The following is an 18,809-nucleotide window of genomic DNA, read 5'->3' as shown; positions in this document are numbered from 1 at the left end:
TCCACTCCTTTCAGTTGATGGTTAAGAGCCAGCAATAGTAAAATGAGTTTTAAGGCTCATCGTGTTCCTCCTGAGTCTAAAACCACTTTCAACGCCTTCTCCTTCGCAGCGTTTCCAAACGTGTCGTAGGCCTTCATGATCTCCTCGATGCGGAACCGGTGCGTGATCAAGTCCTTGGCTTTCAGCCGTCCGGCTTGAACAAGCTTCAAAAGCATCGGCGTGGTCACGGTGTCAACCAAACGTGTCGTCAACGTAATGTTATGGTCCCAAAGCTTCTCCAGCTTCAGGTTCACGCTCTTTCCGTGTACGCCGACGTTGGCGATATGTCCACCCGGCGCCACGATCTCCTGGCAGAGGTCGAAGGTGACCGGGATTCCTACCGCCTCGATCGCCACATTCACGCCCCTGTTGAGTGTGAGCTCCATCACCCTCCGGGTCGCTTTTCCATCGCTGCTGTTGATCGTCTTTGTTGCCCCGAGTCTTTTGGCGACCTCCAGGCGGTTGTCATCCACATCAATCATGATGATTTCGGATGGCGAGTAAAGCTGGGACGTCAGGAGCACTGCCAGTCCTACGGGGCCGGCTCCCACAACGGCAACTGTGTCACCCGGACTCACCTGGCCATTGATCACGCCGCACTCAAATCCGGTGGGAAGGATGTCGCTCAGCATGAGCAGGGCCTCGTCATCTGCACCGGGCGGGACGGGATACAGACTGGTGTCGGCAAAGGGGATTCTCACATACTCTGCCTGGGTTCCATCAATCGTATTCCCCAGGATCCATCCCCCGTTATGGCAATGAGAATACATTCCCTTTCGGCAGTACTCACACTTCCCGCACGATGTTATGCAGGAGATCAAGACCTTGTCGCCTGCCTGGAAATTCATTACACCATTTCCCACTTCATCCACAACCCCAATCCCCTCATGCCCTAATATCCTTCCATCCGTGACGGTTGGTACGTCACCCTTCAGGATATGCAGATCCGTCCCGCAAATCGTGGTTTTCTGGATTCTGACGATCGCATCAGAAGAAGCCGTGATTGCAGGTTTAGGTTTTTCCTCCCAGCTCCGTTTGCCCGGACCGTGATAGACTATTGCCTTCATGGTTGCACCTCCTTTCAATTTCTTAAAAAAAGGCCGATTTAGACTCAACTCCAATCAAGATCATTTTGCAAGAAGGAATCAATCCATTCTTTCTGCATGGTTTTTTTCTCTCACACCGCACATTCGACTGCCCTGAATCTTTTGCGGTCATGTAGGGTAGGCACCATCTACCAAAAACTGAGTGATCGGGAGGGTTCTTGCACGAAGATTGGATGGTCTTGGCGAAATTTATTTAGGCAGGCAATGCTTGCCCTACCTGACTGAGTGTGTTGAGTTTCGAGCATCAAACAAACCTCCAGACTCAAACAGCAAGATTAAAAACCTGTCCTCATGACCCTCTGCGGCGGTCATCGCAACCACCAATTAGAGTGAATTGCCAGGCTATCGGATGCCAGACTTCCCCGGCGCAATAATCCCATTGGGATCCAGAGCCTTTTTGAGCGTCTGGTGGACCTGTCGTTGCACCGGACCATAGGTGTGCGCCACCGTGTCCATGAAGGCGGTGTTGACCCGATACACCGCATACCCCTCTGCGGCGAACGTACGTAACAGCTCGTTAAAACAGTCGTGTCCGGCTTTCATCTGATCAGGATCAGTCCGGTCATACAACACATCGATGACGTGATGCATATCGCGCATACCGACAATGAATTCCCCGGAGTAATCCAGTCCGTACTTGCCCAGAATACGCTTGGCCATCGCCATCTGCTTCAATGACTCACTGCCGCGGGCCTGGGAAACCGGCGCAAACCACATTGATCCGCCCCCTCCCCGCCAGTTGTAGAGTCTGAATTCCGTGAGGTTCATGTCGCCGCGCATTAGGGCAGCACGGTACTCGAAGGCCGGGTCTCCGTTCGCCTCTTTTTCCGTCAGGATCTTCGCCTTTCCGGATTTCCCGAAGGACTCCGTCACGATTTTCCAGTTCACCTCGATTTGTTCCAACGTGCCGTAGAGGGCCGCATAGACGTTCCACGCTCCAAGCTTGTGATCCTTCATAATACGCTGCACCGCCTCATCGGTGATCGCTCCCGGTCCGGTCACATAATCACTCCGTTTGGCCTTCACCGGCGCATCATACAGCGCATGGGCGATAACGACGGCGTTGGGGATCACGTTTCCGATTCGTAGCGGACGGATCGTCTCCACGATCTCCACGATGTCATCCTCACGCTCATATTGAATGGCAAAAGGTTTATAAACGGGGGGCGCCGGCATGAGCCAGAAGCCTAATTTGGTAACAATGCCGTAGTTGGACTGGGTAAAGATCCCGTCCAGATAAGGTCCGTAGCCCCACTTGAAGACCTGCCACGTACTGGACTTCGGTATCGATCCCATGCCGGTTCGTAACACCTCGCCGTTCGGCAGGACCACCTCCATGCCGCAGGCGAAGAGGAAATGTTCTCCATACGGGGTGTACCCGACGCCACGATCCAGCGTATTGCCGATCGGCCCGGCAATCGCAGACGAAGCCGGCACGGACAACCATAAGGGGTAGTTGTGCTCATGGATGTAGTCGTAGAGCTGCTTGTACGTGACTCCGGGCTCGACGAGAGCGAAGCACAGGTCCGGATCGACTTCAAGGATGCGATTCATCCGTTTGAGATCGAGCACAACCTGACCGCGCTCAGCCGGAGCCGCAGAGCCATAACCCAGATTTTTCCCGGTCGAGATGGGCCAAATCGGCACCTTGTACTTATTGCAAATGGCGAGAATTTCCTGAATCTGTTCCACCGACTGTGCAATGATCGCTGCGGAGGGTGTGTGGTTCGACTCCGGTACCGACATCATAATCTTAGTATATGGCGCAATTTGTTCGGCGTTTGTGAGTACGGAGGCCTCACCGAGCACACGGCGGAAATCCTTCACAGCAGCATCAAAGACCTCTTCGGATATCCCTTTCGGCAGAGTGATGTATTTACTTGCCATGATTTCCTCCTTGATAGATAGTAAGTGATGAGTTACACGTCCATGACGAAGGTCACGAATGTCTCCGCCGGAGACATTCGCCCTACCGCTGAACCGCGATGCAAGAATACTTGAGATCCACTGGTTAACTGACTTGGCTGCACTCCGATTCCCGCTTGCATCACCGTTTGGCCTAACAATTCATACCAGTTCGCGCTCGGAGCGATCCGTTGCGGATGGTAGACAACGGATGTTGCACAGTGGGTGACCCTTGCTAGGCTGAGACCAAACACGCCACAAGCCTCACTCAGGGACAGACCCGATAGATGCAGCCGGACTGGGCGATCACCTGTTACGCGGTAGGAAGTAAAGCCGGGCAGAGTGCTGTTTCCTGCTACGTTTGTAGCAGACCTGTTGTCGAGTACTGTCTCTGATACCAGGAAGTTCTGGTCAATCAATGAAAGCTGTGATGCTACAGCTGCTGCGATACTCTGACCGGATAACGCCGAGAGCATCGTATGACGATGAGTAAATGCCATATTCCCACCATACCCATGTCGCCCCAGGCACACCAAACACACATCAGCTGCGCGCACCAACTCATGGAAGATGGTATACATGCCGTCATCCATAATTCCAATTATACGCGTCTGCCTTCGTGGGTAAAACAGGGCTGAGATGAGATCAGAGTCAGGACCAAAGCGCCCGTCGAGCTTATAGACCGGTACGGTTTTTTTCCCTGCCATACGTGCTACTGCCTGGGCCCCCGTGGCGAACGCGGCATCACGCCGACTCCCCCCAATAACCAGAAGGACAGGACCTCGCGGTTTCTCAGTCGACTCGCCCGTCGTCCTCAGTGGCACACCTGCCGCCAGAAAGGCACCCCCGACTAATATCGTCTTCAGCAGACTTCGACGATCGATTTCCATACAACACCTCCTTTACTTGATTTCCGGTTCTTTTTTCGACAGATACTCGATAAGCTTTTCCATTGACGCATCGTCAATTTCAGTCGACCGGAAGGCCGGCATGGCCCTTTTTCCGTGTCGCACCGCATACCGAATTTTTGCAGGATCAACGCCCGCCCCTCGAAGCATCTGTTCATGGCAATAGACACAAACACCGGCGTACACTTCAGCCCCATCTTTCCACACGATCCCACGATCGGAACCCTCTTGAGGCATCGCCGATGCGATACCTGCCCATATCCCGACTCCAACCAGTGCGCCGAGAATGATCGCTGACGCCATGCTTTTTGGTTTCAACTGGCTCATATCGCCCCCCCTCTCTCTAGATTTGGACTCCATTAGCTGTTCCGACAAAGTCCCCAAAAGCCTGATTTCAGGTACACAAACCTGTCTGAACTAAAGCTAATAAAATTTGCAAATAATTTGCCTAAAAACAAAAAAGCCTTACTGCAAAAATGTTTTCTTAAAACATCTTCGGCAGTAAGGCTATCTTTATATTTTCCTGCGAGGGCAGGAAAATATTTTAAAGACCCTTCACTTTGCGTCCCCCTGATTGCTCAGGGTTTGCCTTTATCGCGATGTATTTTTATTGATAATGTTAGTTAGTGGGTTAGTGGGTTAGTGGGTTAGTGGGTTAGTGGGTTAAATACAATATAATTACATCCATGTCAAGAAAAAACTGAAACTGGAGATAAAAAACTTGATGTGCACTCATTAATATGCTAAATTCGGATAGCAAGCAGCCTTCATGTGAATTTATCACGGATAAAAGGGGATAAGCATGGTCAAACAATCACAAAAAAGACAGATTTCATCACCTATTGACACAGGTGAGAATACCCGGACTGGGACAAGCACTGCCTCATTAAAACAGGCAATCCTCGACAACCTCTATTATATCCAGGGGTGTACACCGGAACTTGCCATGCCGAACGACTGGTACATGGCCGTAGCCCGTACGGTACGGGACAGGATGCTGGACCATTTTATCCATGCACTCAAGAGGTTGCAGAGTCCGAAGGTGAAAATTGTCAGCTACCTCTCGGCAGAGTTCCTGATGGGGCCGCACTTAGGCAATAATCTCCTGAACCTGGGGATCACCGACCAGACGCGGGAGGCGGTCAAAGAACTTGGTCTGGAACTGGATGAGCTGCTCGTGCAGGAGGAAGAGCCGGGGCTTGGTAACGGTGGCCTCGGGAGGCTTGCTGCCTGCTATATGGATTCCCTTGCAACCATGAACGTGCCGGCGATCGGATACGGTATCCGGTATGAGTTCGGCATCTTTGACCAGGAGATCCGCGATGGATGGCAGATTGAAAAGACTGACAAGTGGCTTCGCCTGGGTAACCCGTGGGAGATATGCAGACCGGAAACATCCTATGAAGTGAATTTCGGCGGGCATACGGTGCAGTATCTTGATGACAACGGATGTTTCAGAGTCCGCTGGATCCCACACCGTGTGGTCAAGGGAATTGCCTATGACACCCCTGTCCCGTCCTACCGGAACGATATGGTGGACCTGCTCAGGCTATGGAAATCAGAGGCAATCGAATCCTTTGACTTCCAGGCATTTAATGTCGGCGACTATTACAAGGCCGTGGACGAGAAGGTCATTTCCGAGACGGTGAGCAAGGTCCTCTACCCGAATGACGAACCCGAAATTGGAAAGACACTCCGTCTTGCTCAACAGTATTTCTTAGTCACCTGCTCGCTTCAGGATATGATCAGCATTCATCTCATGCGGGGAAAGGGCATTGAGACATTCCACGAGAGCTTTGCCGTGCAATTGAACGATACCTATCCTTCAATTGCCGTAGCAGAACTCATGCGCCTTCTGGTGGACGAGCATCTGATGGGCTGGGACACTGCCTGGCAGATAACAGAGAAAACCATGTCGTACACCAACCATTCGCTGCTGCCCGAGGCACTCGAAAAATGGTCCCTGCCGTTGTTCGGCCGTACGCTCCCACGACATCTTGAGATCATCTATGAGATCAACCGCAGATTTCTCGACGGCGTCCGTCTCAGATACCCCGGCGATGATGGGCGGGTTGCCCGTCTTTCGCTTATCGACGAGAGCGGGGAAAAGTATGTCCGCATGGCACATCTTGCCTCTGTGGGAAGCCATCGGATCAATGGCGTCTCAGCGCTGCACAGCAATCTTCTTACAAAGACCGTTCTGAAAGACCTGTACGATCTCTATCCGGATCGTTTCGTGAATGTGACGAACGGTGTGACCCCAAGGCGCTGGATAGCCTTGAGCAACGCGGAACTCACGGCTCTGATTACCAAGAGCATCGGTGACAGATGGATCAGGTATTTTGAAGATGAGATCAGGAAGATAGAGCCCTTAGCGGATGATGCAGGGTTCCGCGAGGAATGGGGAAAGGTCAAGCGTAACAACAAGTCCAGACTTGCCGCGATCATAAAAGAACGAACTGGTGTTGTGACGGATACTGATTCGCTTTTCGATATCCAGGTGAAGCGGATCCATGAATACAAACGCCAGCACCTGAACGTGCTCAACATCATCACGTTGTACAATCGCATCAAGAAAGACCCCGGGCAGGAGATTATCCCCCGCACCTTTATCTTCGGAGGAAAGGCCGCACCCGGCTACTTCATGGCAAAGCTGATCATCAAGCTGATCAATTCAGTTGCCGGGGTAGTAAACAAAGATCAGGATGTGGCAGGAAGGTTAAAGGTTGTCTTTTTTCCGGACTTTAATGTGAAGAATGCGCACCATATCTATCCAGCCGCAGACCTCTCTGAGCAGATATCAACTGCCGGTAAAGAGGCCGCGGGCACAGGAAATATGAAATTTTCGATGAACGGCGCCCTCACCATCGGTACCCTTGACGGCGCGAATGTCGAGATCCGTGAGGAGGTCGGACATGAGAACTTCTTCCTCTTCGGTCTGACCGCTGACGAAGTCCACGACCAGAAGGTGAAGGGCTATAATCCCAGAGGCTACTATGACTCAAACCCGCACCTCCGGGAGGCTATCGATCAGATCCGGTCAGGCCATTTTTCTGGTGGGCATGGGGAACTTTTCGAACCCCTAGTAGACAACCTCCTGAACCATGACCCATTCATGCTCCTGGCCGATTATCAGGCGTATATTGATTGCCAGGACAGGGTTAGTTCGGTTTATCGTGATCAGGAACGCTGGGTGCGCATGTCGATCCTGAACGTGGCACGCATGGGGAAGTTTTCTTCTGACCGGTCGATACGGGAATACTGCGATAATATCTGGAAGATAAATCCGGTTAAAGGGGAGTAAAGTGTCATGGATCCGGTGACATTCACCACAGGGAATGCCGTTATTGACAGAACGAGGGGAAACAGTTTTCCCCTCGGTGCAACTGTATTACAGGGTGGCGTCAATTTTAGTGTCTTCTCGAAGAGCGCGACCTTTGTAGAACTGCTGCTGTTTGACCATGCAGAGGATCCCGGTCCTTCCCGCACTATCCTGCTCGATCCACGGAAGAATAGGACATACCACTATTGGCATGTTTTTGTTCCGGATGTCGGTCCAGGACAGATCTATGGATATCGTGTCCACGGCCCTTATGAGCCGGCGCGCGGCATGCGCTTCGATCCCGGAAAGGTACTACTCGATCCTTACGGCAGGGCGGTTGTCGTTCCCGAGAAATACAGCCGCACCGCGGCGGGTCTGCCTGGTGACAATTGCGGTGCTGCAATGAAGAGCGTGGTGACAGACCCGCGCACGTATGACTGGGAAGGTGATCTGCCTCTGAGACGGCCTTTTACGCGCACGATCATTTATGAGATGCACGTTCGCGGATTCACGGCCCATCCGAATTCGGGCGTCGCACCGGAAAAACGGGGCACATACGCGGGCCTGATCGAAAAGATCCCTTACCTTAAAGACCTCGGCATCACTGCGGTTGAGCTGCTGCCGGTATATCATTTCGACGAGCAGGATGCACCGCCGGAGTTCAAGAACTACTGGGGATATGCGCCAGTCTCGTTCTTTACACCTCATCCTGCATACAGTTCGCGAAAAGAACCTCTGTGCGTGGTTGATGAGTTCCGTGACATGATAAAGGCCCTACACCGCGCGGGGATTGAGGTGATCCTCGATGTTGTATATAACCATACAGCCGAAGACAACCATGAGGGGCCGACGCTGTCCTTCCGGGGATTCGAAAATGATGCCTATTATATACTCGGGCCTGACAAGAGGCACTATAGCAACTACACGGGATGTGGCAATACGCTCAATGCGAGCAATCCCTTTGTCCGCCGCATGATCATCGACAGCCTTCATTACTGGGTTCAGGAGATGCATGTGGACGGTTTCCGTTTCGATCTCGCTTCGATCCTCGCCAGGGACGAACAGGGCCGGCCACTCGCGAATCCACCGGTCCTCTGGGACATCGAGACCGATCCGGTATTGTCCGGCGTTAAGCTCATTGCCGAGGCATGGGACGCGGCCGGGCTTTACCAGGTGGGCAGCTTCATCGGTGACAGCTGGAAGGAATGGAATGTGAGATTCAGGGACGATGTGCGAAGCTTTCTCAAGGGAGACAGGAATACGGTTTCAAAATTCGCATCCCGTCTGTTAGGCAGTCCCGATATCTATGGACATGAGGAGCGGGAACCCGAGCAGAGCATCAATTTCGTCACCTGCCACGACGGGTTCACCCTGAACGACCTTGTCTCTTACAATGATAAGCACAACGAGGAGAACGGTGAGGAGAACCGCGACGGCAGTAATGACAACATGAGCTGGAACTGCGGCATCGAGGGACCGACGGACGCCCTTCCAATCGAGCGGCTCAGGAACCGTCAGGTGAAGAACTTCTTTGCAGTCACCCTGCTCGCAGCAGGAGCGCCAATGCTTCTTATGGGGGATGAGGTTCGGAGGACACAGAGAGGAAATAACAATGCCTACGGACAGGACAATGAGATCAGCTGGTTCGACTGGGGCCTTGTTGAAAAACATGCCAACGTGCTCAGGTTTGTCAAATACCTCATTACGGCCCGACTGCGGAGGAACGTTTCTCTGGAGGACCTTGGGTTGACCTTGAACCAGCTCCTCAGTCAGGCGAAAATAACCTGGCATGGAGTGAAACTCAACCAGCCCGACTGGGGAGCCGACTCCCACGCTGTCGCCCTGACTGCGAGAAGCCTAAAAGGCAGATTCATAATCCATACGATGATAAATGCATACTGGGAAGGGCTGGAATTCGATGTCCCCCCTGTCTCTGAGTTTGAATGCGAAGTCTGGATGCGGTGGATCGATACCGCCCGAGAATCGCCGGATGACATCTCTTCTTGGGATGAGGCATCTGTGGTCAGGGAAGCAGTATATCCTGTCCAACCGCGATCATTGGTGGTCCTTGTCAGCCGGGTGAAAAACCGTGGAAAACTATAATCAGGAAAAATAAGGAAAAGAACCTTACCTCCGGCAAAAGTCTAACGCCAAATAATAAGAAAAGATTTTCGTAAGCGTAAAACTGTATATGAACATAAAAGAAATAGCCATAGATACAATAAAAAGCCTTCCTGATAGTGCCACATGGAAGACGTTAAAGAACGTATAGAGTTCGTTGTTGGAATTCGAATGGCATTAAAAGAATTGGATGAAGGTAAAGGAATCCATCATATTCAAATTGAAGAAGAATCTTCATCATGGGTCTCGAAATAATGGTCCTCCACTGCCAGATTGGACTTTAGGGATATCATTCTTTTTATCACAGGGGTTGGGTAGGGTGGATTAAGGCGCTTGCCTTTTAGCGCCGAATCCACCGACATTATTCAAACGGCAGGTGGATTCGCTTTCGCTTAATCCACCCCCGGCTGATGCGGCGAACAGATAGTAACCATAAACCCATACGGGAAGGAGATAGAACACAATGATGCTTCCTCGGCATAAGACAAAGATCTTCCCTGTGTATTTTCCCATTTTGCTTCTCCAGCAGCATATTAAAGATGAGCCGTAGGCGACGCAGAACTCGATATAAAGTATGGGGCGACGCTTATACCATCGTCCCAATGGTCTTGCGGAAGCGTGCGAGGGCAATATTAAAGAAGATGGCGCCGATTAGGGTAATCGCGAGAAATTGCGGCCATACGACCGTGAGTCCTGCCCCGCGATACAGAATCCCCTGGGCGAGCATCACGAAGTGGGTGTTTGGCGCCGCCAGCATGACCCGCTGAACCCACTCGGGCATGCTCTCGCGCGGGGTCGAGCCGCCGGATAGCATTTGCAGCGGCAGCAGTACCAGCATCAACAGCAGGCCGAACTGCGGCATCGAGCGTGCGAACGTGCCCATGAAGATGCCCATCGAGGTGGTAGCGAACAGGTGCAGCGCGGCACCGCACAGGAAGAGTGGGATCGAGCCCTGAATCGGGACCGACAGCAGTCCCTGGACGACGACGGTCAGGGAGAAGGCGCAGGCAGCGAGCACCACCAGCCCCATCGCCCAGACCTTGCCGGTCATGATCTCGATCGGTGTCACCGGCATCGCCAGCAGGTGCTCAATTGTGCCTCGCTCGCGCTCGCGGATCAGCGCTGTGCCCGTGAGCACGATCGACAGCATGGTGACCTGGTCGATCAGCTGCATCACCGCACTGAACCAGGACTTGTTCAACTCGGGGTTGAAGCGCACGCGCCCCGCCAGATCAACCGGCGGTCTCGTGTCGGCGCGGTAGCGTCGCACGAACGCCTGCACCTCCTGGCTAACGATTGTCTGGACGTAGCCGCTGCCGGTGAAGGCCTGGCTCACTCGGGTGGCGTCGACGTTGAGCTGAATCGCCGGCGTGCGCCCGGCAAGCACATCACGCTGGAATTCGGGAGGAATATTAAGGGCGAAGGTGTCTAGTCCGGCATCCATCCGGGCATCCATTTCGGCATGGGTAATCATCGCCGGTGGAAGGAAATACGGTGGATAGAAGGCGCCGACGATGCGCGCCGACAGCGGCGACTGGTCCTCGTCCACGATGGCGATCGGCGCCTTGTGGAGCGTCTCCGGCGCCGCTGTGGCTGCCGTGTAAATCGATGCCGTGAAGGCGTAGACGATCAAGACCAACATCATCGGGTCACGGACCAGGCTCCACAGTTCCTTGATGCCCAGGTGCAAAATGTTATCCGCGCGCATGGTTCAGGCCTCCTGTTTCTTCAGCAGTACCGCGCACAATCCGGTCAGCACCGGAATGGCTATCAGCAGTGGTATGAACGAGCGGTACAGGTCGGCAAAACCCAGTGCCTTGGAGAATGTGCCGCGGGAGATCGTGAGAAAATGGGTGGTGGGGTAAATCTGCCCGATCAGGGCGCCTGTGCCCTCCAGCGAGGAGACCGGGTCGATCATACCGGAAAACTGCATAGTGGGTAGCATGGTGAGCACCGCCGTGCCGAAAATGGCCGCAATCTGGCTGCGCATAAAGGTCGAGATCAACAGCCCTATCGCGGTCGCGCACACGATATAGAACAGCGCACCCGTGGCCTCGGCCGCAAAGCTCCCCTTCAGCGGTACCCCGAATATGATCAGCGCGAGCGCCAGGAGCAGCAGGAAATTGAGCATCCCCAGGGCCACATAGGGGAGCTGCTTGCCGAGCAGGAATTCCAGCCGCGTCGTTGGCGTGACATAAAAATTGATGATCGAGCCGAGTTCCTTCTCGCGGACCACCGAGAGCGCTGCCAGCATGGCCGGGATCAAAAGCAGCAGCAGCGGAATCACCGCCGGCACCATCGCCACCAGGCTCTTGACATCGGGGTTATAGCGGAACCGCGTCTCGATGGCGGCAGGGCTGGTCAGGCCGCGCTGGCCGAGGTTGCGCCTGGCCACGTCGGTGAGCCAGAGGGTATGCATGCCCTTCACGTAGCCCCGGATCGTTTCGGCGCGCTGCGGCATGGCGCCGTCGATCCAGACGCTGATCTGCACCGGGGTCCCGCGCCCCAGATCGCGCGCGAAGCCTGGTGGAATCTCGACGGCCAGACTGAGTTCTCCAGACCGCATCCGCAGGTCGAGTTCTTCGTAGTCGGTGATCGGCGGCTGCTCGGTGAAGTAACGTGACCCGGCAATATTGAGAATGTAATCGCGGCTGACGGTCGTCTGGTCTCGGTCCAGCACGGCGAAGGATAGGTCTTCCACGTCGAGGGTAATGCCGTAACCCATGATGAACATCAGGATCACGCTGCCGAGCAACGCCAGCGTCAGGCGGATCGGGTCGCGGCTCAGTTCCAAGGTCTCGCGCCTGGTGTAGCTCAACATCCGTCGCGCGCTAAAAAACCACCTTTTGACTGCCGCCCGGTGATCGGAGTCTGGTCCCGCCGTTGGCGCGCCTGGTACCGTTGCTTTCGGCTTTGGCGCTGGAACGTTTGTCTGGCCCTCGGCCGCCGCCTCTTCCAGGTAGCCGATGAAGGCGTCTTCCAGTGTGTCTGCGCCCCGCTTTTCGGTCAGAACGTCTGGAGTGTCGCTGGCCAGCACCAGGCCGGCATGCATCAGGGAGATGCGGTCGCAGCGTTGGGCTTCGTTGATGAAGTGGGTGGAGATGAAGATGGTGACCTTGTCGCGGCGAGAGAGGTCGATCAGGAGCTGCCAGAAGCTATCACGTGCCACCGGGTCAACGCCCGAAGTCGGCTCGTCGAGGATCAGCAGTTCGGGCTGGTGGATCAACGCCACCGCAAGAGACAGACGCTGACGTTGTCCCAGAGGGAGCGCGTTGGGTAGAGCGTCCACAACCTTTTCGAGGCCGAAACGCGCAACCATTTTTCCAACCCGTTCCGGAATCTCCTCTTTCGGCACCTGAAACAGTTGTGCGTGCAATACCAGATTCTGCCGCACTGTCAACTCGGAATAGAGCGAGAAGCCCTGGGACATGTAACCAACCCGCCGGCGGGTTTCGAGATCCTGTGCATCGACCTTCTGGCCGAACAGCCAGGCCTGTCCCTCGCTGGACGGCAGCAGGCCGGTCAGCATCTTCATTGTCGTCGTCTTGCCGCAGCCGTTGGAGCCGAGAAATCCGAAGATCTCGCCCCGCTCGATCCGGAAGCTCACCCGATTGACTGCAACAAAATTGCCAAAACGCTTGGTCAAATCCCGCGCTTCAATAGCCACCTGGCCGCCGTCCGCTGCACGGGGAGGAATCTCTACCTCTCTATGCCCCTGACGCTTCTGCTCCGGCAACAGAGCGATGAAGGCCCCTTCCAGCGATGCCGTGTTAGTGCTCTTGAGCAGGTACCCCGGCGTTCCGGTGGCAAGCACGTGACCGGCATCCATCGCAACCAGCCAGTCAAATTTCGCGGCCTCATCCATGTAGGCGGTCGCCACCAGGACGCTTATGCCAAGCCGGTTGGCACGGATACGGGCAATCAGTTCCCAGAACTGGCGGCGCGAGAGGGGATCGACACCGGTGGTCGGCTCATCGAGGATTAGCAGGTCCGGGTCGTGAATCAGCGCGCAGCACAGGCCGAGTTTCTGCTTCATGCCGCCGGACAGCTTGCCTGCGGGACGGCCGGAAAAGGGTGCAAGACCGGTACCTTTTAGCAGTTCTACTATGCGGCGCTCGCGTTCGGCACGGCCGTGACCAAACAGGCAGCCAAAGAAATCTGCATTCTCGAATACCGACAGAGTCGGATAGAGATTTTTGCCCAGACCCTGCGGCATGTAGGCGATGCGTGGCTGGACCGTTTGGCGATGGCCAGCATCCCTCATATCGCCACCGAGCACCTCGATCCGCCCTTCCTGCACCCGACGGGCGCCGGCAATCAGCGACAACAAACTGGACTTGCCAACACCGTCCGGGCCAATCAACCCGACCATGCGACCGGCCGGCAGATCAAGGCTGACGGCATTGAGGGCGTGCGTCTTGCCGTACCGCAGGCTGACATCAGTCAGTCGCGCCACTGGCGACTGATCGAATTGTCCGACATTGGCAGTGGAATTACGATTGGTCATTGCAGAAGTTTTGCAAATCTGTGTAATCTGTGAAATCTGTGGTTCCAAGTCACGGTTAGTCATTGCGTAAGTCTTACCTCCAAATGTGCAGGCCATTCTGCCTGAGGGTCAAGCCGCACGTAGGCCATTCCCGGCAAACCGGTTTTGACGCTGCGAATATGCTGCTTAAGCAGTTCCGGATCGATTTGTGCCTTGATCCGGAACATCAACTTCTGCCGCTCCTCGGCAGTCTCCACCGTCTTGGGCGTAAACTGGGCAACGTCCGCAACGAAGGACACCCGGGCCGGGATGACGTACTGCGGAGCGGCATCGAGTACCAGCCGGACCTCGGCCCCCATTTTGACCCGACCAGCCGCAGCCGTAGGCAGGAAGAAGGTCATATAGACGTCGGCGAGATCAACCATGTTCAGCACTTTACCGCCCGCGCCAAGTACCTCGCCGGGCTGGGCGATGCGATACTGCACCCGACCGTCACGCGGTGACTTCAGGGCGCTATCGTCGATGTCCGCCCTGAGTCGTTCGATCCGCGCCTTCGAGGCTTCGACGGACGCTTTCGATTCGATGACCTGCGATTTGGCTGTGGTAATGGCGGCATCCGCTGCCGCCACGTTCGCTTTTGCTGCATTGACGGCCGCTTCTGCACTGTAGAAGGCGGCACGGTCATTGTCGAGATCCTCCACCGATGCGGCCTGTTTTTTAACTAGGATTTCCGTGCGGGCGAAACGCTTTTTTGCAGCATCGAGTTCGGCCGCGCGCTGCAATACCACGGACTGCGCTGCCGCCTTTTCGCTTTCGCGCTGCACCACAATGCTCTGAGCAGTCTCCACAGCGCTTCTTGCCTGGCGAAGTTGTGCCCTGGCTTCTCTGAGTTGCGCCATGAGCACCTCGGTATCCATGCGGGCGAGGATTTGACCGGCGGTGACAAAGTCGCCTTCGTCCACCAGAACATCTATGATGCGTCCCTCTGTCTTCGTGGCAATATCGATCTCCACCGCCTCAATGCGCCCGTTGCTGCTGGCAAATCCCTCTGCCAGCTTCCTGGGCTGGAAGAATTTCCAACCGAGATAGGAAAGGACACCAACCACGATCACTGTTGTCCACAATAGCCATTTTCGCGTGGTCATGTTCCGCTCTTGTTCTTGTCGGTCAGAACCACGGAATAATTCACGTGCTCTGCCGGTAAGGTTCCTTGTGATGACAAGGGAAACTCTCGGCCGAACATTAAGTGCTTATCCGTAAATAACTCCAATTTTTCTTCAGCAAATAATGACTGCAGCCAAGTGGAGAGGTGCTTCATAGGTTTCGCTAAACTTTTCATAGCGTACCAGTCCTTATCCAAGCGTGATTTTTTATAGGGGGGTAAAATCGGTGGAAATGCCCGATTTTACTGGTTAACTTTAATTCGGCCTTCGGTGACTTTCCCCCCATAATCCCCTCCCAGGAGGGGACTTTTCTAAGGAAGGGTCACGGGGTCAAACCTTCATTATTCAATAACGAATTGTTTTTTTAATACTTCGATTTCTTTCCTGAATTTACCTTCTCTTTTTATCCTGGTCTCTACTCTCTTAAGAGCTTCACTTACTGTTGACCCTTGTATGCCAAAATACCTCCCAATTTCTGTATTCTTCGCATTACTCATGATTTTTGATACATATATCGCTGCTTGTCTTTCCCTTTTTCCCTTCCCTTTTCTCAGTAGCTCCTCTTCCTTTTTGCCGTAATACTTACAACAACCCTTGATAACTTTCTCTATAGGAATTATTTCCCGAGAGGGTCGTAGGGGTCACCCTTGAAAATAGAATATAAAATCTGATCCGTCTCTTTCTTAAATCTTCTTTGTGTTTTCATTTGTTCGCTTAGCCTTCTCATGGGTGACCCCACAGCACCTTTAAGGAGTTGATTATTCATTCTCATCAAAGTGGCAAATATTGTACTCTATTCAGCAAGTCTTCTGGCTCACCAGCTTTTGCAATGATTTCCAAATTACGAATGCAATCTCCAATTGAAATACGCAATTGGTGAGCATAGATAATTCCAGGGAATAATATGCCAGTCCTTTGACGCTTTGTGGCTTCTTGCAAGAGGTTATAATCCCTTGTAAATAACACGCGTTCCAATTTGCTTACACGATCCAATAATTCTGGATCATCCACTTCTGCTGTGCCATCTTCAAGTGCAGTGATAATGTCTACTCCACGCACTCTCAATCCGTCGGTTATCGCTCGAGGTACATTATGATCCATATAAAGCTGGATTGTCATTATATTAGCTTCTTGGCTTTTAGCCTGACAATGAGTGGTGATGGCTTTGCTTCCTTCTTCATTTGATCCAGTTGCTTTAATTGCGTTTCGATCTCTTGGTCAAGCTTTTCCTGATGATCGGAGTAATAAGCCAGAGCTGAGTATATTTGACCTAATGTGAGATGGGGATGCTGGTATTGGAGTTCTTCAGGACTCCAACCATAGGCAATTTTATCGAGGATAATTTCAATTACTTTCATTTTTGTGCCTGCAATAATCGGCACCTTTTTTTCGTTAAGGATGATATGCTCGTATCCCGTTTCAACGATTGGCATTTATAATGTCTCCTAAGGGTGTTAAATGCTATTCGAGTAAATTACTCAACTGATTGACTTATCCGCTTGAATTATAATTTATAAATTAAACTAAATCAAATCTATACAAGTATCAATAGAAAGTATTTACTAGAAAGGTTATCTGAATTTTTTAAGATTGCCCGCAGCTAACAAAGTTATTAACAAGTTTTTTTCAATTTGACAAATATTACAGCTTTAGTCAAGGAATAATTGACATAAATATTGACATATAAAATAATTATAAGAAGTGGTTGAGATACTACCTTGATTTCTGATGCAGAAGAGGATAGAGAATCAAGAGAGTCATCCCCTCGATTTTATTGAAAAATGATCTTTCTAGAATTCTTATCTCCTGCCATCATCAAAACTAACCAACGGCAGCAGGAACCATGTTGGGGGGGCACGGGGTCAAACCTTCATTATTCAATAACGAATTGTTTTTTTAATACTTCGATTTCTTTCCTGAATTTACCTTCTCTTTTTATCCTGGTTTCTACTCTCTTAAGAGCTTCACTTACTGTTGACCCTTGTATGCCAAAATACCTCCCAATTTCTGTATTCTTCGCATTACTCATGATTTTTGATACATATATCACTGCTTGCCTTTCCCTTTTTCCCTTCCCTTTTCTCAGTATATCCCATTCCTCAAACTAACCATAAGCTGAAAAAGTGCCTGTGGCACTCGATCATCTCCAACGACTTGTTATACGCCCTTATTTGTCAGCATCATCTTGATGGACATCATAGCAGTTGACCAAATAATATCAGTTGGTATTTGTGATTTACAGCTTGAGTCAATTAAAAGAGTCGACCTTGCTGGAAACTCTTCATCACCCAACCATACTATGATAACCACTGGCACTCTAGGGAATGGGAGTAGCTCTATGGACATATCTCCATATTCAAGTTGAGTACCGCCGAGACTCTTTCCTATGCTTATAAATTCATTACTACTATTCTCAAAATATTCAGCTACCTTATCCAACGGAAGGACATGTGTTCCTCTAATAAATATATCACCTCCAGGTAAATCAGAGGGGTGTATCAATTGTCCTGCAAGTGGCAGATCAGTCGAATGAATTAAGTATTTAAGTATAGAAAGCCTTGAGTATTCAGAATGTTCGTTAATCAGCAATTTTCCCAATGCAGTAGTGCTATAGATATTACGATCATTCAGTGATATAAAGATATCCTGACCAAAACAAGTCAACACGTACGTAGAATCATGAGCAGTAAATAATACTTTTGCATTTACTGTTACATCCTCCGAATCAAGCCCTGAAAGGACATCCCATGCCTTTATTTCACCTGGCCATACCATAACTTATTCTTACGTATAACTATGTTATTAACAAGTTTTTTTTAGTTTGACAAATAGTGCAGCGTAAGTCAACGAATAATTGACATATAAAATAATTATAAGAAGTGGTTGAGGTACTATCTTGATTTCTGATGCAGAAGAGGATAGTAAAAAAATAAAAAGGGTCACACCTTGATTAGTGATTTAAGTTCTTCTAATCGTTTATTCTTTTCGTTTTCTTTAGATATCTTTGATTTCATAATCGTTACTCGGCGACTTAATGGAAGAAGTTAGGTTTCCATTCCTTAACCCAACCTTACGGGCTCTTTGGTTTATCTCGATTTTGCAATTGCATTCTGATAGTACGTGGATCACGTGCACAATGGAAGAGCCCAAACACGATAATCTGGTTGTCTTCTGTTTTAAAGTAAATAGCGTATGGGAATCTTCTCAGCAGACGGCGACGAAATTCGCTATAAACCTTTGGATAAAGTAAGGGATCATGTGAAATTTCACCAGCGCAGGCATAAAACATCCGAAGGAATTCTTCACCCAGCCCGGGTGACTTAGTCTCATACCATACATAACCACCAAAGACATCCTCCTCAACTTCGGGAAGAAAACGCAGGATGTATATCATTTTCTTTTTTCTATTCTTGTTTGTAGTTCCTCAAGAGATAATAGATTTCCCGGAGCGGATTCATAGCTTTTGAGCCTTCTTTTCAACTCTTCCATGTGGCTTTGCGGAACAGGTACGACAGATTCATCTGAAGCGATACTATCCCACAGATCCTCTACCAGTAAGATTTTTTCTGCAGTACTTAATTTCTTGATATCTGGAATATCCTTCACACTCACTTTTATCTCCTTTCTTTTATAATAATACTTTTGGTTTTGTTTAAGTATCATCCCCAACGAAGTTATTAACAATTTTCTCCAATTTGACAAATAGTACAGCGTAAGTCAAGGAATATTTGACATACATATTGACATATAAAATAATTA

The 18,809-nt window shown here is 51.3% G+C and carries 18 protein-coding genes and 1 riboswitch; of the genes, 3 read left to right on the top strand and 15 right to left on the bottom strand.

The window, feature by feature from the left end:
• Positions 1-56: 56 nt before the first annotated feature.
• From BROSI_RS16025 to BROSI_RS16010, 4 genes are all read right to left on the bottom strand, one after another.
• Positions 57-1,106 carry a zinc-dependent alcohol dehydrogenase family protein gene (locus BROSI_RS16025; protein ID WP_052564779.1) on the bottom strand — a complete coding sequence of 350 codons (1,050 nt, stop codon included), beginning with the start codon at positions 1,104-1,106 and terminating at the stop codon, positions 57-59.
• Positions 1,107-1,487: 381 nt separating this feature from the next.
• On the bottom strand, positions 1,488-3,032 hold the full coding sequence (locus BROSI_RS16020) for an FAD-binding oxidoreductase (RefSeq protein ID WP_052564778.1): 1,545 nt from the start codon (positions 3,030-3,032) through the stop codon (positions 1,488-1,490).
• Between the two features lie 32 nt (positions 3,033-3,064).
• Positions 3,065-3,757 (bottom strand): hypothetical protein, encoded by a 693-nt coding sequence (locus BROSI_RS16015; RefSeq protein WP_157842576.1) that lies wholly within the window; start codon positions 3,755-3,757, stop codon positions 3,065-3,067.
• 195 nt (positions 3,758-3,952) lie between these two features.
• A complete protein-coding gene (locus tag BROSI_RS16010; protein WP_052564776.1) occupies positions 3,953-4,285 on the bottom strand; it encodes a c-type cytochrome in 333 nt (110 codons plus the stop codon).
• 167 nt (positions 4,286-4,452) lie between these two features.
• Positions 4,453-4,558, bottom strand: a riboswitch (cyclic di-GMP riboswitch).
• A 202-nt stretch (positions 4,559-4,760) separates the two neighbouring features.
• On the opposite strand from BROSI_RS16010, the gene BROSI_RS16005 reads away from it, so the two are divergent.
• The 3 genes from BROSI_RS16005 to BROSI_RS21070 all read left to right on the top strand — a co-directional run bounded on the left by BROSI_RS16005 (position 4,761) and on the right by BROSI_RS21070 (position 9,656).
• Entirely contained in the window at positions 4,761-7,262 is a 2,502-nt protein-coding gene (locus tag BROSI_RS16005) for a glycogen/starch/alpha-glucan phosphorylase (protein ID WP_052564775.1), read from the top strand.
• 6 nt (positions 7,263-7,268) lie between these two features.
• Entirely contained in the window at positions 7,269-9,383 is a 2,115-nt protein-coding gene (gene glgX / locus BROSI_RS16000) for a glycogen debranching protein GlgX (RefSeq protein WP_052564774.1), read from the top strand.
• Positions 9,384-9,527: 144 nt separating this feature from the next.
• Entirely contained in the window at positions 9,528-9,656 is a 129-nt protein-coding gene (locus tag BROSI_RS21070) for a hypothetical protein (protein WP_261338858.1), read from the top strand.
• Between the two features lie 69 nt (positions 9,657-9,725).
• Here BROSI_RS21070 and BROSI_RS15995 read toward each other — a convergent pair whose 3' ends face one another.
• From BROSI_RS15995 to BROSI_RS15950, 11 genes are all read right to left on the bottom strand, one after another.
• Positions 9,726-9,914 (bottom strand): hypothetical protein, encoded by a 189-nt coding sequence (locus BROSI_RS15995; protein WP_052564773.1) that lies wholly within the window; start codon positions 9,912-9,914, stop codon positions 9,726-9,728.
• A gap of 73 nt (positions 9,915-9,987) precedes the next feature.
• Positions 9,988-11,109 carry an ABC transporter permease gene (locus BROSI_RS15990; RefSeq protein ID WP_052564772.1) on the bottom strand — a complete coding sequence of 374 codons (1,122 nt, stop codon included), beginning with the start codon at positions 11,107-11,109 and terminating at the stop codon, positions 9,988-9,990.
• Positions 11,110-11,112: 3 nt separating this feature from the next.
• The gene (gene rbbA, locus BROSI_RS15985) at positions 11,113-13,908 is read right to left on the bottom strand and encodes a ribosome-associated ATPase/putative transporter RbbA (RefSeq protein WP_052565899.1); all 2,796 of its coding nucleotides are present in this window, start codon (positions 13,906-13,908) and stop codon (positions 11,113-11,115) included.
• Positions 13,909-13,967: 59 nt separating this feature from the next.
• Entirely contained in the window at positions 13,968-15,032 is a 1,065-nt protein-coding gene (locus BROSI_RS15980; RefSeq protein ID WP_052564771.1) for an HlyD family secretion protein, read from the bottom strand.
• Between the two features lie 359 nt (positions 15,033-15,391).
• Entirely contained in the window at positions 15,392-15,649 is a 258-nt protein-coding gene (locus tag BROSI_RS19295) for a helix-turn-helix domain-containing protein (RefSeq protein ID WP_261338906.1), read from the bottom strand.
• Between the two features lie 172 nt (positions 15,650-15,821).
• Positions 15,822-16,169, bottom strand: a complete 348-nt coding sequence (locus tag BROSI_RS15970; protein WP_052564769.1) for a DUF5615 family PIN-like protein — start codon at positions 16,167-16,169, stop codon at positions 15,822-15,824.
• Positions 16,169-16,483: a DUF433 domain-containing protein gene (locus BROSI_RS15965; RefSeq protein ID WP_052564768.1), complete on the bottom strand. Its 315-nt coding sequence runs from the start codon at positions 16,481-16,483 to the stop codon at positions 16,169-16,171. Before BROSI_RS15965 ends, BROSI_RS15970 begins: the two co-directional genes overlap by 1 nt.
• A gap of 440 nt (positions 16,484-16,923) precedes the next feature.
• Positions 16,924-17,100 (bottom strand): hypothetical protein, encoded by a 177-nt coding sequence (locus BROSI_RS19290; protein ID WP_082059260.1) that lies wholly within the window; start codon positions 17,098-17,100, stop codon positions 16,924-16,926.
• A 107-nt stretch (positions 17,101-17,207) separates the two neighbouring features.
• On the bottom strand, positions 17,208-17,825 hold the full coding sequence (locus tag BROSI_RS15960) for a DUF3786 domain-containing protein (protein WP_052564767.1): 618 nt from the start codon (positions 17,823-17,825) through the stop codon (positions 17,208-17,210).
• Between the two features lie 295 nt (positions 17,826-18,120).
• Complete coding sequence (locus tag BROSI_RS15955) at positions 18,121-18,444, bottom strand: hypothetical protein (RefSeq protein WP_052564766.1); 324 nt, start codon at positions 18,442-18,444, stop codon at positions 18,121-18,123.
• Entirely contained in the window at positions 18,441-18,662 is a 222-nt protein-coding gene (locus tag BROSI_RS15950; protein WP_052565897.1) for an addiction module protein, read from the bottom strand. The genes BROSI_RS15955 and BROSI_RS15950 overlap by 4 nt, the downstream gene beginning before the upstream one ends.
• Between the last annotated feature and the right edge of the window lie 147 nt (positions 18,663-18,809).

This window comes from Candidatus Brocadia sinica JPN1 (genome assembly GCF_000949635.1).
Taxonomy (GTDB): Bacteria; Planctomycetota; Brocadiia; order Brocadiales; family Brocadiaceae; genus Brocadia; species Brocadia sinica.
The sequence above is the reverse complement of the archived record's forward strand: the minus strand, read 5'-3'. Positions and strand labels throughout refer to the sequence as shown.